Origin of the sequence: Anaerotignum neopropionicum (genome assembly GCF_001571775.1) — a bacterium.
GTDB classification, from domain to species: Bacteria; Bacillota; Clostridia; order Lachnospirales; family Anaerotignaceae; genus Chakrabartyella; species Chakrabartyella neopropionicum.
This window is the reverse complement of the sequence record NZ_LRVM01000001.1, coordinates 522,704-542,446: the sequence shown is the minus strand read 5'-3', so window position 1 is coordinate 542,446 and position 19,743 is coordinate 522,704. Positions and strand designations below refer to the sequence as shown.

General features: G+C 42.7%; 16 protein-coding genes. 8 read left to right on the top strand and 8 right to left on the bottom strand.

From position 1 onward, the window contains the following. Nucleotides 1-764 precede the first annotated feature (764 nt). Genes CLNEO_RS02560 through CLNEO_RS02550 form a run of 3 tightly spaced genes read left to right on the top strand, consistent with a single transcriptional unit; the run spans nt 765 to nt 4,887 of the window. Nucleotides 765-1,946 (top strand): leucine-rich repeat domain-containing protein, encoded by a 1,182-nt coding sequence (locus CLNEO_RS02560; protein WP_066083881.1) that lies wholly within the window; start codon nt 765-767, stop codon nt 1,944-1,946. Between the two features lie 23 nt (nt 1,947-1,969). Beyond that, nucleotides 1,970-3,346: a vWA domain-containing protein gene (locus CLNEO_RS02555; protein ID WP_066083880.1), complete on the top strand. Its 1,377-nt coding sequence runs from the start codon at nt 1,970-1,972 to the stop codon at nt 3,344-3,346. 2 nt (nt 3,347-3,348) lie between these two features. Then, the gene (locus CLNEO_RS02550) at nt 3,349-4,887 is read left to right on the top strand and encodes an ATP-binding protein (RefSeq protein WP_066083878.1); all 1,539 of its coding nucleotides are present in this window, start codon (nt 3,349-3,351) and stop codon (nt 4,885-4,887) included. 430 nt (nt 4,888-5,317) lie between these two features. On the opposite strand, the gene lsrF is transcribed toward CLNEO_RS02550, so the two are convergent. The 5 genes from lsrF to CLNEO_RS02515 form a co-directional block, all read right to left on the bottom strand. After that, nucleotides 5,318-6,202, bottom strand: a complete 885-nt coding sequence (gene lsrF, locus CLNEO_RS02540) for a 3-hydroxy-5-phosphonooxypentane-2,4-dione thiolase (protein ID WP_066083875.1) — start codon at nt 6,200-6,202, stop codon at nt 5,318-5,320. 180 nt (nt 6,203-6,382) lie between these two features. Beyond that, nucleotides 6,383-7,480, bottom strand: a complete 1,098-nt coding sequence (locus tag CLNEO_RS02535; RefSeq protein WP_066083873.1) for a substrate-binding domain-containing protein — start codon at nt 7,478-7,480, stop codon at nt 6,383-6,385. Between the two features lie 400 nt (nt 7,481-7,880). Further along, nucleotides 7,881-8,897: an ABC transporter permease gene (locus CLNEO_RS02525; RefSeq protein ID WP_066083870.1), complete on the bottom strand. Its 1,017-nt coding sequence runs from the start codon at nt 8,895-8,897 to the stop codon at nt 7,881-7,883. After that, on the bottom strand, nt 8,894-9,928 hold the full coding sequence (locus CLNEO_RS02520) for an ABC transporter permease (protein WP_066083869.1): 1,035 nt from the start codon (nt 9,926-9,928) through the stop codon (nt 8,894-8,896). The genes CLNEO_RS02525 and CLNEO_RS02520 overlap by 4 nt, the downstream gene beginning before the upstream one ends. Beyond that, the gene (locus CLNEO_RS02515; RefSeq protein WP_066083867.1) at nt 9,925-11,448 is read right to left on the bottom strand and encodes a sugar ABC transporter ATP-binding protein; all 1,524 of its coding nucleotides are present in this window, start codon (nt 11,446-11,448) and stop codon (nt 9,925-9,927) included. Before CLNEO_RS02515 ends, CLNEO_RS02520 begins: the two co-directional genes overlap by 4 nt. A 415-nt stretch (nt 11,449-11,863) precedes the next feature. On the opposite strand from CLNEO_RS02515, the gene CLNEO_RS02510 reads away from it, so the two are divergent. The 5 genes from CLNEO_RS02510 to CLNEO_RS02490 all read left to right on the top strand — a co-directional run bounded on the left by CLNEO_RS02510 (nt 11,864) and on the right by CLNEO_RS02490 (nt 15,966). After that, nucleotides 11,864-12,775, top strand: a complete 912-nt coding sequence (locus CLNEO_RS02510) for a sugar-binding transcriptional regulator (RefSeq protein ID WP_066083866.1) — start codon at nt 11,864-11,866, stop codon at nt 12,773-12,775. 83 nt (nt 12,776-12,858) lie between these two features. After that, nucleotides 12,859-14,421 carry an autoinducer-2 kinase gene (gene lsrK / locus CLNEO_RS02505; RefSeq protein ID WP_066083864.1) on the top strand — a complete coding sequence of 521 codons (1,563 nt, stop codon included), beginning with the start codon at nt 12,859-12,861 and terminating at the stop codon, nt 14,419-14,421. 17 nt (nt 14,422-14,438) lie between these two features. Beyond that, a complete protein-coding gene (locus tag CLNEO_RS02500; protein WP_066083863.1) occupies nt 14,439-14,777 on the top strand; it encodes a cupin domain-containing protein in 339 nt (112 codons plus the stop codon). Between the two features lie 89 nt (nt 14,778-14,866). Beyond that, nucleotides 14,867-15,310: a hypothetical protein gene (locus tag CLNEO_RS02495; protein WP_066083861.1), complete on the top strand. Its 444-nt coding sequence runs from the start codon at nt 14,867-14,869 to the stop codon at nt 15,308-15,310. Between the two features lie 161 nt (nt 15,311-15,471). Then, nucleotides 15,472-15,966 (top strand): GNAT family N-acetyltransferase, encoded by a 495-nt coding sequence (locus CLNEO_RS02490; RefSeq protein WP_066083859.1) that lies wholly within the window; start codon nt 15,472-15,474, stop codon nt 15,964-15,966. Nucleotides 15,967-16,018: 52 nt separating this feature from the next. On the opposite strand, the gene CLNEO_RS02485 is transcribed toward CLNEO_RS02490, so the two are convergent. From CLNEO_RS02485 to scfB, 3 genes are all read right to left on the bottom strand, one after another. Beyond that, on the bottom strand, nt 16,019-16,798 hold the full coding sequence (locus tag CLNEO_RS02485; RefSeq protein ID WP_066083858.1) for a sulfite exporter TauE/SafE family protein: 780 nt from the start codon (nt 16,796-16,798) through the stop codon (nt 16,019-16,021). A 216-nt stretch (nt 16,799-17,014) separates the two neighbouring features. Next, nucleotides 17,015-18,352, bottom strand: coding sequence for an aminotransferase class I/II-fold pyridoxal phosphate-dependent enzyme (locus CLNEO_RS02480; protein ID WP_066083855.1), 1,338 nt, complete (start codon nt 18,350-18,352; stop codon nt 17,015-17,017). A 5-nt stretch (nt 18,353-18,357) separates the two neighbouring features. Next, on the bottom strand, nt 18,358-19,734 hold the full coding sequence (gene scfB / locus CLNEO_RS02475; protein WP_066084573.1) for a thioether cross-link-forming SCIFF peptide maturase: 1,377 nt from the start codon (nt 19,732-19,734) through the stop codon (nt 18,358-18,360). Between the last annotated feature and the right edge of the window lie 9 nt (nt 19,735-19,743).

Sequence of the window (19,743 nt, the reverse complement as noted above, 5' to 3'; positions counted from 1 at the left end):
TTTCAAAAATTCAAATCATTTCCATTAATTATAGCATATTACACAAATTATACAATATCGGTCCAGGGCAATCTGTGGGAATTACGGGGGCATTGTGGGGTGAAAAAGTAGGTGCGTATACATCCAACCTCCGTTGTTCGCCTATATATTTCCTTTTTAAAAGCCTTTGTTCGGTTTTCTTACCATCATGCAGTAATTCACATTATCAAAAGCAGTCATAGGGTGCTGAGGATTTGCCCAGTCATATAATTCAAAATACTGTTTGGTAATTTCTGCGGGGCGTCAAATGCTCATAAATTAAAAATCCGTGGTTAGAAAGAAGCTGTTTCATGCTCTCATAGGAAAATCCCCCTTCTTATTTTTTTAAACATAATACCAAGTTCTCGGGACGCTGTCTTAAAGCAAGGTCAAGTTCTTAGGACGCTGTCCTCATCCCCGGAAGCTTTTGAAAAGGCTTGTGCGAAACTTTTATTGCAAAGATATTTATTTTTGCCACTGTTAACATTTTTTTCTTCTATTCTTAATACACCTTTTCCTCAATTCGTACAAGACTTGAAATTTTGCCGTTTTTATGGTATTATAAATACAGAAAATCAAAGAACTTTTCATTTTTCGTCACCTTTTTTGTGGCGATTTTTTATTATATGAACCAAATGGAAAGCAAAATTCACGATTGTTTTTATAAAATCTATGTGATTTTTTTGACACAGTTCACGCAAGGAAGTATAATGAAAAAATAGATAAAATTTGAAAAGGACACAACTATGAAACCAACAAAAAAGGTTATATTATACTATAAAGCCTACGGCGAAGGCATAATTATTTGGGGCATTAAGGGCAGAGCAAGCCAACTGCATATTCCAGAAACCATTGACGGAAAGCCAGTGGTTGCCCTTGGGGATTTTGCATTTGCAATAGAAACGGAGCAACCCATAGGGGATGAGGAAAGCTTTGGGGAAATAACTCTTTGTCCAGCCCTAGGGGAAAGAACTACCCCGCTCCAAGCAGACGAAGGAGATGCCCTTGTGCGCATCGTTCTTCCCGATACCCTCCGCCATATTGGTGCTTCTGCCTTTTTGGGCTGTAACGCGTTGCGGACTCTTCTTTTGCCCGAAGGGCTGGAGGAAATTGCACCCTATACCTTTTCTGGCTGTTCTGCTTTAGAAACACTGACATTGCCCGAAAAAGTAAAGAAAATCGGCTGTTATGCCTTTTATGATTGCCACAGTTTAAGGTCCCTTTATATACCGGAAAACGTGGCCTCCATGGGGCGATACGCTTTTTATAATTGCAGGGCGCTCACCAAAATAAATATCCCGAAAACCGCGGAGCATTTGGAGACAGGCTTATTTTTGAATTGTGACAGCCTATATGAAATTCATTTTGGGCAATGCAAGCACATTTCCGATTTAATTGCCGTTTTAAACCACGAGCTGTTGCTTTCCATAGACTTCCCCGATGCCCACGTAAAACTATTGATCCCAGATTTTCAATACGAATATATCGAGGACACACCGGCAAGAATGTTTCATCAGATCAATTACGGCACAGGGCATTTATTCCGCCAATGTATTCGCAATGGAGACATTGACTTTCGCAGATATGACGAACTGTTTTATCTTACCCGACGAGAGGATGCGGCGGTTTTGGTACTGCTTTTGGCGGTTTACCGCCTTTCCTATCCCTATCGTCTGCCCATAGAGCGGCGGGAGACCTATCTTTCCTATGTGCGGGAGCATTTGCTTTTTGCGGTAGATTATTATATCCAGAGCAGCGATTTGGAAGTCATCCGTCAGCTTGCCCAATGGGAACTTTTTACCGCCGAAACCTTGCCCAAAATCATTGCGCTGGCACAAAAAAAAGGAAAAACGGAAATACTCAGCTTTCTTATGGACTATCAGCATAAAAATGGGATATCGACAAAGAAAAAAAGCTTTGATTTGTAAAGGAAGGAGGGGGGAAAAACACTATGAATGAAAACCATGAACGTCTGATACAAATCGGCAACGCAATTTTAAACGCCTCCCGCAACGAATTATATTTATCCCTGCGGTTTTTGGATATTGCCTTAAGTGGATTAAATTATCAAATGAACCTCTCCTCTCTTTATGTGGGAACGGACGGCGAAAAGGTGTTGTTTAACCCCCGCTATCTGGCGGAACGGTATCAGTCCGATCCTGTTTTGGTCAACCGCCTTTATCTGCATATGCTTTTGCATTGTATTTTCCGCCATCCCTTTCACACAGGGGAACGAGATGAAGCCCTTTGGGGTGTTGCCTGTGATATTGCCGTGGAATCCATTGTGGACTCCCTGCCCTTAAAGGCTACCCATTTGGTAGTTTCCGACCGTAGAAATGAAATGTATGATGAGCTAAAAAAAGATTTGAAGGTACTTTCCGCCGAGGGCATTTACCGCATGCTTTCTGAGAAAAAATTTACCGACAAAGAGTTCGGGAAGCTACAGCTTGAATTTTGGGTGGACGACCATGTTTTTTGGGAGAAGAAAAAAGAGGACGAGCAAAATAACGACAATCAAAATGATGATACTTCCGAAAACCAAGACCAAACAGAACAGGAACAGGAAAAACAAAAGCAGTTAGAAGAAAAATGGCAGCAAATCGGAGAAAAAATGGAAACCAATTTGGAAACCTTCTCCAAGGAAATGGGCGAAAATGCCGGGGATTTATTACAGCTTTTGAAAATAGAAAACCGTGAAAAATATGATTACCGCCGGTTTCTTCAGAAATTTATGACCTTGAAAGAGGACTTGCGGGTGGATGACGATGCCTATGACTATATTTTTTATACCTACGGCCTATCCCTTTATGGAAATCTCCCTTTGATTGAGTCCTTGGAATATAAGGAAGTGAAAAAAATCGAGGAACTGGTCATTGCCATTGATACCTCGGAATCCTGCGAGGGAGAAACGGTTCGCCGCTTTTTGGCGGAAACCTATACAATTCTTGGAACCAGTGAATCCTTTTTTCATAAAATTAATATTCACCTCATCCAGTGCGATGCAAAATTACAGCAGGATACCATCATTACCTCCAAAGAAGAACTGGAGCAATATATGGAAAGCTTTCGTCTGATGGGCAGTGGCGGCACGGATTTTCGTCCTGTATTTGAATATGTAGACAAGCTGATTTTGGAGAAAGCCTTTCATAACCTAAAGGGGCTGATTTATTTTACCGACGGCTACGGCACCTTTCCCCGCCGCAGACCCAGCTACGATACGGCTTTTATCTTTTTCCACGAGGAATATTTAGACCTGAATGTACCCCCTTGGGCAATGAAGGTTGTGCTTGGGCCGGAAGACCTTTCCATTTATGATAAGGAGAAGTGAGTATGAATATTAAGCAGGCAAAGGAAGAAATCCAAAGAGCCATACAGGCTTATTTATTGAAAAATGAATTTGGGGAATACGTTATCCCCCGGGTACGTCAGCGTCCCGTACTACTCATGGGCCCTCCGGGCATCGGCAAAACCGCCATTATGGAGCAAGTGGCTAGGGAATGCGGCGTTGCTCTTGTGTCTTACAGTATTACCCACCATACCCGCCAAAGCGCCATCGGTCTGCCCTTTATCAGCCATAAGGAATACGGTGGCAAGGAATATGCCGTAACAGAGTATACCATGAGCGAAATCATTGCTTCTGTTTATAACAAAATGGAAGAAACAGGCCTTTCGGAGGGCATTCTTTTCATTGATGAAATCAACTGCGCCTCGGAAACCCTTGCCCCTGCTATGCTGCAATTTTTACAGGCAAAGACCTTCGGCGCCCATAGTGTGCCCCAGGGATGGCTCATTGTGGCGGCAGGAAATCCTCCCGAATTCAACAAAAGTGTGCGCGAATTTGACGTGGTCACCCTTGACCGTGTGAAAAAAATCGACGTAGAGCCGGACTTTCAGGTTTGGAAGGAATATGCCTATAAGCAATCCATTCACGGGGCAATTCTCTCCTATTTAGAAATCAAGAAAAATTATTTTTATGCCATGGAAACGACAGTGGACGGAAAGCGTTTTGTCACCCCAAGAGGTTGGGAGGATCTTTCCACCATTTTAAAGGTATATGAAACCATGGGCATTGAGGTGGATGCAGGGATGCTTGTGCAATATTTACAGCACCCAAAAATGGCCAGAGATTTCGCCAATTATTTGGATTTATATAACAAATACAAAACGGATTATCATTTGGAGGATATTTTAAAGGGAGCCTTTACGGGGCAGGCAGTTTCCAAGCTTTCCTCCGCAGCCTTTGATGAAAAGCTCAGTGTCCTTGGGTTGCTGCTTAGCCGTCTTTCCGACGATTTCAAGCTGGCTTATGAAGGGGATTTATTTACCACCGAATTACACCAAGCCCTTTTGGAGCTAAAGGAACGCTTCCAAAGCCCTTATTGTGAGGAAACCCCTTGGGATCAGCTGATGGAAGGCTTATTGGAAGAAAAAGAAAACACCTTCATTCAAGAGCAAAAGGCAGCCCTTTTAGATCAAAACATCAAAAAAAGCCGTCGCATGACCATAGAACGGCTGATTGCCATGGAAAAGGAAATAAAAGGCCTTGGGCTTCGGGAAAAGGATGCGGTTTTCGAGGAAATCAAAGCTTCCTTTGCCAAGGATGTAGCCCTTCGGGAAATGCTTATTGAAACAGGGGAAAGAGAATTGGAAAATACCTTTCTGTTTTTAGAGGAAGCCTTTGGCGCAGGACAGGAAATGGTTATTTTTATTACAGAATTGACCACCAATTTTTACAGTGTAAAATTTATCAGCGAAAACGGCAGTGAAAAATATTATCAGTATAACAAGGAATTACTGTTTGATGAAAAACAGAAAAGCATTCTAAAGGATATTGAATCTGCAAAGGCAGAGGGAACGTTGCTGTTTTAAGGTTTCATTCATGGAAGGCAACCCTAACAAAAAGCTTTCGCCTGTTGATAAAATCAAAACCTTGAGGGCTTGCCCTCAAACACCCACAAGGGTTTGGGTCATCACTTTTGCTTCGCAAAAGCCGGCTTCGCCGTCCGCCCTATCTTGGGCAGTGAGTGGTCATCACTTTTGCTATGCAAAGCTGTCCTTTGGACAGATGGCACTTCTTTGCCATTGCACCTTGACCCATTGCAAACCGCATGTATATGCGGTTTGCACAAAAGTTTTTGGTCTTGCTTTTTTCAAAAAAGCAAGGGGGTTTGGGCAACGCCCAAGGTTTTTGCCAACAAAACTGAGGACGTCCTCCTTACAAAAAGGTGACGTCCTCAGTTTTTCTTTTATAAAAGTAATCCCTATCTTCAATACCTTAGTGCATTTGAATCGGCTTTTCTTACTTGCGGCTTTTTTCTTCTCTATAGATTTCATATGCTTCCTCAATGGTTGCCTTTTTATGCACAATTGCGCCGATGGCCTTTGCCATACCAATGGGGCAATCGCTCTGGAAAATGTTTCTGCCCATATCAAGGCCTCTTGCCCCACCATCCATCGCTCTAAAAGCCATGGTTAAAGCCTCTTTCTCTTCAATTTTTTTCCCGCCAGCCACCACAATGGGCACAGGGCAAGCTGCTGTAATTTCTTCAAAATCATCGCAATAATAGGTTTTAACAATCTGTGCGCCCATTTCCGCAACAATACGCGTTGCCAGCTTGAAGAAGGTTGGTGTTCTTTCCATGGTCTTACCCACTGCCACGACACCCAGTGTGGGAATGCCATAACGGTTTCCTGCATCAATGGTTTTGCATAGGTTTTCGATGCTTTCTTTTTCTCCCGCCGCTCCAATAAAGGTTTGCACTGCCATGCAAGAAGCATTCATACGAATGGCATCCTCAATATTTACAGCAATGACTTCATGGGACAAGTCATCATCAATCATGGATGAGCCAGCACTGCAACGCAAAGCAATACCTTTTTTGAAATCTGGGGGAATACAGCTTCTCAAAGCACCCCGCGTTGCCATCAAAACATCAACATAAGGAATCAGCGGCGGCATGGATAAATCCATTCTCTCCAAGCCTGCCGTTGAGCCCATAAAATATCCATGGTCAAAAGCAAGCATGACTGTGTTGCCACTTTCCTTCTGAAAAATTGTTGACAAACGTGTTTTCATACCCCAATCAACATCGTCCATTCCTTTTACATGAAAGCCGCCTTTTCTGCCGAATTCCACATTCGTCTGATAATCCTTTGCAATTCTGTTTCCATCTTTATCTGCCATAAAAAAACTCCTTCTCCTAAAAATTTTTTCCACTTTTTTGTATGAACATAAGTAAGTTCTTTTTGTTTTATCATGCTGTCACAAAAATGTCAAATACTTATGTCAACTCTATAAAATATAATAATGTAGCTGTGGCTTTTACACCACAGCTAATTTATTCACTTGTGATTGTTACTTTATTTAGAAATTGTAATCGTCAATGTTATCCTTTGTAAATACAGTTCTCTCCGGCAGTAATACTACGCCTGAGTCGTCAGCTGTGTATGCGTTAGGATCCAAAACGGTGTTGGGCATTACTTCAACCTGACCAATGCCAGGAATATCAATCTTATCGCCAACCTTGAAGGTGTTGCCTGCCGCCAGCCAGTAACCAAGGTAAGCACCCATAGCGCCTTGTACCTTACAATCCCAAAGACCAAATACAGGTACTGTGCCGTTCTTGCAGAAATCTCTCATTCCGTTTGGCGTACAGAAGCCTGTTACGATAACCTTGCCAACCATGCCAAGGTTTTCAACTGCCTGAGCCTGCCCGGGAAGTGCTGTGGAATCGTTGCAGATGATTGCATCAATGTCAGTATGTGTCTTTAAAATAGATTCGCCTACGGATACAGCCTTTTCTGCATCCTGATCGCTGTAATAATTGTCGGGAGCTACGTTTACCCAGTTAGGATATTTTTCTTTTATGTACGCTTCTCCGGCAACCTGCCAAGAATTCTGGTCAGTTACTGTTGCAGAAGAATAATGCCAGCAATATTTAATGCTGTCTTTTTTGTCATCAGGTAATTGCTGAACAACCATTTCAACCAACATTTGGCCAAGCTGCTCGGGTGTGCCCTGGGCTACATGGAGGGAACGCATGTCGTTTTGAACGTCCGAATCCCAGCAAACAATCTTAACTCCTGCATCCCTTGCAGCCTTGAGTGCATTGTTCAAGCCATCGGGAGTAACGGAGGAGATTGCAACTGCATTGAAGCCCTGCTGTACTGCAGAGTTGATTACCTGAACCTGGTTTGCAACGGAAGCCTCGGGATTTCCTGTATAAACACATTCAAAACCGACTTGCTTTGCCATATCCTGCGCACCAACATTTGCAGATTCAAAGAATGAGTTTCCTGTTAATTTGGGGATGAATGCTACCGAAATATCAGAAGCATCGGCTACTGCAGCGCCTTCGCTTGATACAGGTGCACTTTCATCGGCTTTTTTCGCTGCACCTCCACAGCCAGCCATAGAAACAGCCATTGCAAGAGAAAGCAGTACTACTAAAAACTTACGCATAAAACCTCTCCTTTCAATTTTTCTCATCTAATTATTTTATTAAATACTATCTGGCGATAATACTAATAACAATTTGATCGCTTACCCATTAAGCAGCCAGGGTGTGGATAAAGTGAAAACCTTGAGGGCTTTGCCCTCAAACACCTACAAGGGTTTCGTTTCAGCACTTTGCTCTGCAAAGCTGTCCTTTGGACAGATGGCACTTCTTTGCCATTGCAGCCTTGGCCCCTTTGAAAACCCCATAAATATACGGTTTCAATAAAAATTTTTGCGCTTGCTTTTTACAAAAACAAGCTGGTTTTGGCTGGAACAGCCAAGAAAACGCTACCATCACACAGTGATGGTTTTGCAAAGCAAAATTCCTGACCCAACGCCCAAGGTTATTCCGCTGTCTAACTGTTTAAACTGATTTTTGTTTTCTTACCAAAAAAGACGGGCGTTTCATGTACAAACTGGCTCCTCTTGCCGCAACTGCTACAATCAACAGCAGTCCAACGGGGATATCAAGATACTGCGTGCTCACACCGGACATTTGAAGTCCAAATCTTAGCAGTCCAATAACAATAGCCGCAAGTCCCGTTCCTATAATACTGCCTTTTCCGCCGGTAATTGCAGTTCCGCCAAGCACCACCGCGGTAACAATGGGCATGGTCAATCCATTTCCAAGGTCTGCCCTGCAAGAACCCAAATAGCTGGTTAATACAACGCCTGCAACGGAGGCAGCCATGCCGGAGAATATATAAGCAAACATGGAAACCAATCTGTAATTGATACCCGAAAAACCGGCCGCATTGGGATTGACACCCACAAGAAAAACATATCTGCCATAACGGCTCTTGTGAAGTAATATATAAGCAATCACAACCAAAATTAAAAATATGATAAACGGATTGGGTATTACGCCAAATACCTTTCCCCCTGCGATATGCAAAAATTCCTCAGGAAAGCCACCGATTCCTTCATAAGCACTGGACACGGACAAAGTAGATAAAACCACTGCCAAACCGGAGTAAAGGAACATTCCCCCTAACGTCACAACCATGGCCTGCACACCTATATAGGAAACCAAGAAGCCATTTAATGCGCCGCAGATGGCCCCAGTGAAAATGCTGATTACAACCGCCACCCAAATATTCATTCCCACATCCTGCCAAAGAAGCCCCAGCACCATGGAGGTCAACCCAACAATTGCACCTCCTGAGATATCAATCCCTCCGGTAATCATGACGATGGTTCCAAATAAAGCAATAATACAAATACTGATGTAGTCGTTGATGCTGCCAAGAAGTACAGGAATCTTGAGAAACCTTGGATTAATAGAACCAAAGATAACAATTTCCAAAAGCAGGATTAAAACCAATGCCATTTCCCATCTGAAAATTAATTTTTTCCAATTAAATGTGCTCGATGTTTTCATTGGAATACACCTCCCACTTCCTCGCAGGTCTTTTCTGCAACGAATAAATCTCTGGCGGCCAAGCGTTCCCTTCTTGCCTTTTCCTTCAAATGCTTCTGAATCAATGCATCAGCCACAACAATGATAATCAGAAGAATTCCGGTAATCGTATTATCCCAGTTGGAGGAAAACTGTAAAAACACCAGTATTCTACTGATGGAGGACATAATGATTGCACCAAACATTGCCCCGATAACCGAGCCAACACCACCCGTCAGGCTGACACCGCCCAAAACACAGGCGGCTATGGCTTTCATTTCATAACCATTGCCTGCCGTTGGCGTTACAAAGCCAATTTTGCTAGCAAAAATAATTCCGGCAAAAGCAGCGAAGATGCCACATAAAATAAAGGCCAAAATTCGTGTTCTGTCCACAGGAATGCCAATCAATGTGGCGCCGCACATATTATCCCCGATGGCGGCAAGATATTTCCCCTTATTTGCTTTCTTTATGTATAGATATACCCCAATTACAATCAGTACTGTAACAAGCAGGAATAAATTTACAAAGCCTGCCAAGGTGATTTGCCCATATCTTTTGAATGCGGCAGGCAGATTTTCAACCCACTTACCTTCTGTATAAACATAAATGGAACCCCTAACTACGCCATTTACACCCAATGTCATAATAATGGCAGGGATACGCAGCTTGGTTACCCCAAGACCGTTAATCAAACCGATTATAGCACCAATGAGTAAAGCCGTAGCGGATGCAGCAAGCAGAGAGCTGCCATCTCGTATCATTGTGGCACAAACCGCAGCCGTTAACCCCAGCGTAGCGCCAATGGAAACATCAATGTCACCTGTTGTGATAACGAAGGAAATTCCGATTGCCAACAGTATGTAAATTACACTTCCGTTTAAGCAAAGCAAAATATTATCCGGCGCTAAAAAGCCAGGATTAACAATCCCCGTTCCCAAAAACAAGACAAACATGAATACAACCGTAAACACCTCTCTTGTCTGAGTTATCCTTTCAATCAGCTTATTCACGCCGTCACCTCCTTCTTATATACACCGAAGGAAGCTGCCATCAGATTGTCCACCGTTATGCTTTCCCCTTTAAAGGTGTGATTGATACGGCCCTGATACATAGTTACCACACGATCTGATAGCTCCACAACTTCCTCTATGTCAGATGAAATCAGTAAAATAGCTACACCCTGGGCTCTTAATTCATTAATAATGCGATAAACATCCCCTCTGGCACCGGCATCAATCCCTCTGGTTGGCTCATCCAAAATTACCACCTTAGGATTCGCTGCAAGGGTTTTTCCCAAAACAACCTTCTGTTGATTCCCCCCGGAGAGAGAGCCAATGGCCTGATCCCTCCCCGTTACTTTGATACGGAAATTATTAATATATTGATCCGTTAATTCGTTTACCTTTTTTCTATCCACAAAAAACTTATTCAAGTTTCCCAACACACCGGAGGTTATATTGGCTTCCACATCGCTTATGGAATAAATTCCGTTCAAATGTCTGTCCTCGGGAACATAATTCAGGCCTTTTTCAATGATACAGCTGCATTTCTTCCCTGTAATATCCTCTCCGCCAAGAAATACCTTTCCGCTCTTTACAATATCCTTGCCAAAAACAGTAACCGCAAACTCCGTTCTTCCCGAGCCCACAACACCTGCCATACCAAGAATCTCACCGGGATACACCTCAAGATTAATATCACTGAAACCGTAGCCACTAAAATTTTTTATATCTAACAACGGCTTTACACCGGAACATTCCACATCCGTACATTCTCTTTCTTTTTTTACGGCACTTTCATAATTGGCAGGCAGCAGACCTTGAATCAGCATTTCCTGATTAAACTCTTCCACAGCGCCTTCCATGGTGATTTGTCCATCCCGAAGGATCACAACTCTTGTGGCAATATCAAACACCTCCGTCAAACGGTGGGTTATGTAGAAAATGCTGATACCATTTTTATGTAAATCAGTTACAATACGAAACAATGATTCAATCTCATGAAACGTCAGGGCTGATGTTGGTTCGTCTAAAATCAAAATCCTTGAATTGCGCAGTAAACCTCGCAAAATTTCCACCAGTTGCTGTTCTGCAATGGATAGGCTTTCCGCCTTACGATCTAATTTCAAATCCCAGCCCAGATTTTCAATAAGCGCCTTCAAGCGCTCATGCAATTGACTTCTTTTTTCTTTGAAGCCCAATACGATGTTTTCTTCCACCGTCATATTTGGAAACAGCATGGGTTCCTGGGGAACCAAATAAATGCCCTGGGCCAGTGCCGCAGAGGGTGAGGATAAACTTACCCTCTTGCCGCTCATGAAAATTTCACCAGCATCCGGCTGATAAATTCCCATAAGAATTTTCATCAAGGTGCTTTTCCCAGCGCCATTGCCTCCGATTAATGCCACAACATCACCCTCGAAAACATGGAGATTGATTTCTCGAAGCACCACATTGGATGCAAACGATTTGCTGATTCTCTTGATGCTGATAGCAGGAATCTTTACCTCATCCTTTTTGTTTGAACCCATAATGAATCCTCCATTTGACAAAATCGCTTCAATTTATACATAAGTTATTGATTCAATCTTTTGTTTTATCATAAGGCTTTTTGTTCAGTTTGTCAACAATTGATGTGCAAAAATATATTTTTTTCTCGTTTCCAGCATCCACTTTTCTTTTCTATATAAAAAAATACCATCAAATCCGACTTTTTCGCTCTGTTTTCATCAATATTTTCGTATTTTAATAAATTCCCGCAAAAAAAGAAAGAGATTGACACGTCTGTTTTTTCGCTATATAATGGAAACAAATTAAAACAAAATATCAACTGCAAAACATTTGTTTATCTTTTGTAAAAATTTTTTTGCCGTCTGTCTTGATTCCCTGGGACATTTGAAGTAGTCTATTAAAGTAAAGAAAAAGCAGAAGCGAAGGGGTATTACAATGAACATGGATTATGAACATTCTTTAATTATAAAAGCAGTCTGGTGTTATTATATCGAAAACATGACACAACAGGCCATTGCAGATCACCTGGGAATTTCCCGCATGCGTGTGATTAAGCTTTTAGAAAAGGGCAGAGAGAAAAAACTGATTCAATTTAAAATCAGAACAGACGCATACCAGCAAACAGAAATCACCATGCAGTTAAAGGAACGCTATGCCTTGCAAGAAATCATTCTGGTTCCTTCCATTTCCAATAATATTAACGAAACCGTAGCCCATGCCGCCGCCATGTATCTGAGCGACCATCTGACTGACGGAGATTTTGTTAATGTAGGCTTCGGCGATACCATGTCCCGTACGCTGCGCAATCTGGAACTGCCCGAGGAAGCCCGAGTGTCCTTTGTTTCCCTTACAGGAGGCGTTAAACATTACAACGTCCCCTCCAACAGCGAGGCTCCCCATGCGGTATTGTATATTGTTCCAACCCCGTTTATTGCTTCAACCCCCCAGATGGCTTGTGCAATGAAAGAAGAGCCTTCTGTGAAGGACGTCTTGAAGCTTTCCAGCCTTGCGGGCTATACCATTGTGGGCATCGGCGGCGTAACAGAAAAGGCTACTGTCGTCAAGGAAGGCAACATGACCGCCAACGATTTGCTTAGACTTCAGGCGGAAAGCGCCGTGGGTGATGTTTTGGGATACTTTGTGGATAAGGACGGCAACGTATTAAATGGTACGATTAACGACCGCCTTGTCAGCACCCCTCCCCATGTTCTGGCTTCCTTCCCTAATGTGATTGCAGTGGCAGGCGGTATTGAAAAGGCAGAAGCAATTGCAGGTGTTTTAAAAACCGGCTGTATCAACATTCTGATTACAGATGAAGAAACCGCTAAGGCCATCTTGGAGATATAGAACCCTCCATCGTTAAATCAAAATATTGCAGTATGATTTTATATGCATTTCAAATATTGAAGTATATTTAAAGGAGGAATCATATGGCTCAATACTTAATGGCAATTGACGCCGGTACCGGAAGTGTAAGGGCAGTCATCTTCGATACGGATGGGAAACAGCTTTGTGTTGCCCAACAGGAATGGGCGCACAAAGAGGATCCTCGCTACCCAGGTTCCATGGATTTTGACTGGACGCACAATTGGGGGCTTGCTGCGCAGTGCGTCCGTGAAGTACTTAGGGAAAGCGGCATCAATCCTACAGAGATTGCGGCAATCGCAACCACAAGCATGCGAGAGGGCATTGTGCTTTATGATGAAGGCGGCAAAGAAATTTGGGCATGTGCCAACGTGGATGCCCGTTCCACAGACGAAGTAATTCAGCTGCAAAAAATTTCTCAGGGATTGGAAAATGAAATCTATCTTCCGTCAGGGCAAACCTTCGCCCTTGGCGCTCTTCCCAGAATACTTTGGGTAAAAAATCATCTCCCAGAAATTTATGAAAAAACCAAGACAGTCACTATGTTTAATGATTGGCTGATTGCAAAGCTTACCGGTTTATTAACCGCCGAGCCCTCCAACGGATGCACAACAGGCATTTTTGATCTTTCCAAAAGAGATTGGCTTCCGGAGATAGCGGAAAAATGCGGCTTAAAATCGGATATTTTTCCTCCCGTTTACGAAAGTGGTACTGTCATTGGGGAAGTTTCTAGGGAATGTGCAGCCAGGACCGGTCTGGCGGAAGGAACTCCCGTAGTCACAGGCGGCGGCGATGCCCAGCTTGGATGCGTAGGGGTTGGCTTAGTCGAGCCAAATCAAGGGGCGATTTTTGGCGGCAGCTTTTGGCAATTTGAATTCAATACGGATGAAGCAAAAACAGACCCCGCTTGCAGAGTACGGGTAAACTGTCATGCAGTGCCCGGCCTTTGGCAATATGAAGCTTTGGCATTCTATCCCGGATTGATTATGCGATGGTATCGGGATGCTTTCTGTCAATGGGAAAAGGCGGAAGCGGAAAAAACAGACGTTGACCCCTATAACCTTATGAACGCGGAAGCCGCCAAAATTCCACCTGGCTGTTATGGCATGCTATGTACTTTTTCCGATGTGATGGACTTCATTCATTGGAAACACGCCGCACCCTCCTTTATCAATTTTTCTATCAATCCTGATAAGTTCAATAAATACACCTTCTATCGGGCTTTGATGGAAAATGCCGCCCTTGTAACCAAAGGAAATGTGGAGCTGGTTTCCGAATTAACAGGCAAACGCCTTGATTCCGTGATTTTTGCCAGCGGTGCATCAAAAAGTCCAATTTGGTGCCAAATTCTCTCCGACGTCCTGGGCATCCCCGTAAAGGTTCCAAAGGTAAAAGAAGCAACGGCATTGGGTGCGGCAATTACCGCAGGTATCGGCGTTGGGATCTATCATAACCTCTCCGACACAGCCAAGGAATTGGTGCGGTGGGATGCAGAGTATCAGCCAAACATGGAAAACCACAAAATATACAGCGAAATTTACATAAACTGGCGAAACATATACAAAGACAGTCTGGAGCTAACGAATCAAAAGCTTACCACCCCTATGTGGGCAGCTCCCGGCTTATAATAGAAAGGAGAACAGCTATGTATATTATAGATGAAAAGAATTTAGAGTATCGCAATGGAGATAACGGCCCCAAATATTTGATGAAAGGCCCTCGCATGAATTTTGCAATTGTTCAGTTCCCTCCTGGCTGTGATTTTAAGGCCCACTATCACAACATCATGGAGGAAAACTTTTATGTTATGGAGGGCGAAATTGATATTTTTGTGGATGAGAAAAAATTCACCCTGACACAAGGTCAATTTATTCATGTGGAGCCTACAGAAAAGCATTATCTAATCAATAATTCCGACAAAACAGCAAAATTGGTAGCAACCCTTGCCCCCTATCAGGAATCCGACAAGGTGGAAACGGACTAATTTCAAAATCCTTTCATTCATTTAAAAGCTGATAATTCAATCAGCGGTATATCTATTTAGTAAATGGGTGAAAACGAGAAGGGGAAATAATGGCCAAAAAAATGTTTATAATAATCGGCATTATTTTAATGGGCTTTATTGCAAAAGATGCATTTCTGTATCAAATACCCAGAAGCTCCTATGCTGATATCATCCAATTAAATTGGTCCATTGATATTTCAAAAAATTATGACGAAATATACTCTATCGATAGCGGCGCAAGCTTTCACGGTGATGGTGAGAGATACCATATCTTTCAATACAAAAACAGTAGTGATCTCCTTTCGTCTCTAAATTTGATGAGCGGTAAAAATACAGACATGGAATCAAACGTAATGGAGATTCTTAATTCCCTCCAAATTCCCGCGGAATATATTCCTGATTTTCAAAGGGACTATCAATACAATGCAACAACAGCAACAGATTCCTCAAGAATATTCTTTATATTTGTTCCAGATACAAAAAAACTTTATATTATTGAACATATTCTATAAGAATTGTTGGATAAAACAGAGCGTGGATTTTCAAGGACATTGAAACGGCAAAGAGGGAAGAATTGTATTTTGTAAACAATACAATTCTTCCCTCTTTTTACGGTTGTCATGTTGTGTTATTCTATAAATTGGTTTATCATTACTTTCAGGAGGTGTATATCATGAATATTGTTTTTGAAAAGCTTGGAACGGAGCATCAAAAATCGGTTATGGAGATTTTTAACTACTACATTACCACAAGCACTGCGGCATTTCCGCCCGCTCCCCTGCCCGAACAGTTTTATTCTATGCTAATAAAAAGATCAGAGGGCTTATGTGCCTATGGGATAGTTGATACGGAAACCAAGCAAACCATAGGCTTTTGCACTTTGAGTCCTTTTCACCCCTTCTCCACCTTTCAGACAACTGTCGATGTTTCCTATTTTATTGCCGCCGATTATACGGCAAAGGGAATTGGCGCAAAATGCCTTGCTTTGCTGGAAAAAGAGGGGAAAGACCTTGGTGTGCAGCACTTGCTTGCGGAAATATCCTCAGAAAACGAGGCCAGCATCCAATTCCATAAAAAGAACGGGTTTGTGCAAGTGGGCGAGCTGAAAAATATCGGAGAAAAATTGGGCCGCAAGTTTGGTGTTGTACTGATGCAAAAAAACATATAAATGGAAATAAAAATGGCCGCCAACATTGATGCCGTGTTGACGTCCTTTTATATTACAATAAAAAATCTGCACCCATTTTAATAAATAATAATACAATTACAACATTTAACATTAATTTAATGGCTTTCGCACCCTTTATTATGGCAAACCCCGATCCAATAAAATTTCCTACAACGCCAAAAACCGCTGCCGGAATTGCAATTTTAAAGTCTACCGTTCCTTCCAATAAAAATACCGCCAAAGCCGCATAATTAGATGCCAAATTCAAGCATTTTGCATTGCCCGAAGCAGTACGCAAATCATATTTCATTATAAAACAAAAAGCCATTAAAGCGAACGTTCCCGTCCCCGGGCCTGCCACCCCATCATAAAACCCAATCAATCCGCCAATCAACAACGCCAGAACGGTCTTTTTTTTCATAGAATAGGTATCGGCATGATTTTCATTCCCCATATTTTTATTGAGCACCGTAACTACCCCCGCAATGGGCAAAACAATCAGCATCAAGGTTTTTAAGGTACTGTCGTTTAAGTAAATTACTACCTTGGCTGCCAAAGCTGATGTCACAAAAGCCCCCATTGCCGCTAAAATACCCACTTGAATATCCAGCATCTTATGCTTCCAAAATCGCAGTGTGGCTATGGTTGTTCCGCAGACGGCAGAAAATTTGTTACATCCATAAACATAATGCATAGGCATTCCCGTCAGCGTATAGGCTGGCAAAGAAATCAATCCTCCGCCACCAGCAATGGAATCCAAAAAACCGGCAAAAAAACAAGCCACCATTAACATGATAAAGCTTGGAACGGAAATGATTATATCTGCACCCATACCTGCTCACCTCACCGACATTAGCCAACCTTACGCAAAACAGCACCTATAGCTACTTACTAAAAAACGAATTAACATAGAAAATTTGCAGATCGCGGAGAAAACTTTTTTCATTTTCAGTAAAAGCCCAGCAAGCACCGCAATTGCCGGACTTTTGATAAAACCAAAAAAAATAATTTCCAATCACATGTGCCTATGACATAAATCAGTGTTGCTCTAACTCTCCAAAACAACTTGAATTTCCTCTATTCCATAAAGCAAAAACAGCCTTATCATTTCCTCCGTAATCCGCTCTCCACTGACGGCAATGGGTATGGCAGGCGGGCAGGATACCGCAGATGCTGCGCAAATTCGCCCCAAGGCTTGCTCCGCCAAAACAGTACACCCCTTTGCAAACACGGCCTCTCTAATAGACATCACCCGTTCTCCCCGAGAGGAGATTGCTGTTTTTGGCCCATTGCCCGCCTTTGCAATCATAGGGGGAAGAGCCTTCTCAATTTTTTCAAAATCCTCTTCCGTTGTTTCAGGTGTGAACATCAAAACAAGATGGTCTGCATCGGAAAATTCCGGCTCAATCTCATTTTCACGTAAAAATTCCCCAAGCTCATACCCTGTAATGCCCATCTTTTCGCCCTCTAACACCAGTTTCAACGGCTCAAAATGCTGTAAGGAATAGCCCATATCCCTTAACCCCTCCGCCAACTGCGCTATCCGCTTGACGCAATGATGAATTTTATCCCCATACCCTTCCGCCAAAATGCGGTTACATAAATCTAAGGATTGCAAGATGAGATAGGAAGGACTTGTAGATCCAAACAATGCCAAGGCATTTTTCCCGTCCTCTTCAAAGGAAGCCAAAGCTTTCGTTCCCACGTGCAAATATGCCCCTCCCGTTAACACAGGAAGGGTTTTATGGGCAGAATCGCAGCATAAATCCGCCCCCAAATCCATTGGATGTAAGGATTCGGGCAAAAAACGCAAATATGCACCGTGGGCGTTATCCACCAAAAGAGGAATGCCAAATTTTCTGCAAACCGCTGAAAGCCCCTGAATATCTGCCATTCCTCCCAAATAATCAGGGGAGGTAATATAAAAGGCAAAGGGCAAAACCTCCATTGACCGCAAAATATGCTCCAGCTGTTTGGGGGAAATAGGGCAGCTACAAAGGGTTGCCTCTCCCTGGGGATAAACCCACTTCACATCTAAATCCAGCAGCGCACAGGCATGCAAAAAAGCCTTATGGACATTTCTTGCCGCCAAAATGGGCTGTCCCTTTTTGCCATGGAGCATGGTCAGATACACCATGGCCCCAATACATTGAGAGGAACCCCCCGTGGCATAAAAGGTTTTTCTTGCCCCAAACAAATGGGTTGCATTCTCCTCACTTTTATGAATAATGCCTTGCGCATGATACAAATCGTCAGCACCTTTGATCTCTGTAATATCTAGAGCCTCGCAACCCAAAAAAGGGCTGCCTTTATGCCCCGGCATATGCAGGCGTACAGTCCCTTTTTCTTGATATTTTTTTACAAAGTCATAAATTGGTGTATCCATCCCTTTTATTCCTCACAGTTTTCCGCGACCTTCATCATAATGGCACATTCGATGCGCTTTTTAAACAGCTTACAGCCATATTCGTATACACCACGAACACTACCTGTAGCATGGTAAGCATTTGCGGCACAGCCGCCGGAACAGTACATTTTTGCCCAGCAATCTCTGCATTCCTCTCTTGCGTAAGCATTGCAATGACGAAATTCGTCCTGAATTCCTGTGTTTTTTACACCGTCCCAAACGTTCCCCAAGCTATACTTGCTATCCCCAACAAACTGATGGCAGGGGAATAGCTCGCCCCAAGGAGTTACTGCCATATATTCCGTTCCCGAGCCGCAGCCTGTTATTCTTTTATATACACAAGGGCCATTTTCCAAATCCAATATATAATGATAAAATTCAAAGCCATTGCCCGCTTTTTTACGACGAAGCATTTCCTTTGCCAAAATTTCATACTGCTCAAAGAGCTTTGGCAAGTCCTCCTCTGTCAATGCATAAGGGTCGGAAGGATCGCAAACAACAGGCTCCATGCTCAATTCCGTAAAGCCCATATCCGCCATATGGAACAAATCATTTGTGAAATCCACATTATTATGGGTAAAGGTTCCACGCATATAATAATCTTTTCCACCTCTTTTTTCCACAAATCTCTTAAACTTGGGCAAAATGGTATCATAGCTGCCCTGACCTGTAATGGTTTTACGCAAATGGTCATGAATTTCCTTTCTGCCATCCAAGGACAATACTACATTGTGCATTTCCTTATTGGCAAAATCAATCACATCATCATCAATGAGCATCCCGTTTGTTGTTAAGGTAAAGCGAAAATTTTTATTATGAATAGGCTCCTGCTCTCTCGCATAAGCCACCAATTTTTTGACAACCTCCCAATCCATTAAGGGTTCGCCACCAAAAAAATCCACCTCCAAGTTCACTCTGCTTCCCGAATGGGCAATCAAATAATCCAAAGCCTGCTTGCCAACTTCAAAGGTCATCAAGGCACGCTCTCCCTGATATTTTCCTTGACTGGCAAAGCAATAACTGCAATTTAAATTACAAGTATGGGCAACATGAAGGCAAAGAGCCTTTACCACACTGCTGTTATTTTTGAAATCCATGGCAAGATTTTCATATTCATCCTTGGTAAATAATCTGCCCTGATCTGCCAAGGCTTGAATATCCTCCAAGCACAGCAAAATCTCTTCCTCCGTTACATCGGATCTATCTGCATATTTTGTCAAAACTGTGCGTACAATCGTTTCCTTCTCACTTTTTTCATACAGCTCGATGATATCATACGCAACCTCGTCCACCGCATGAACCGAGCCGCTGCAGGTATCCAATACAATGTTATATCCGTTTAATTTATACTGATGTACCAATTTATTCAA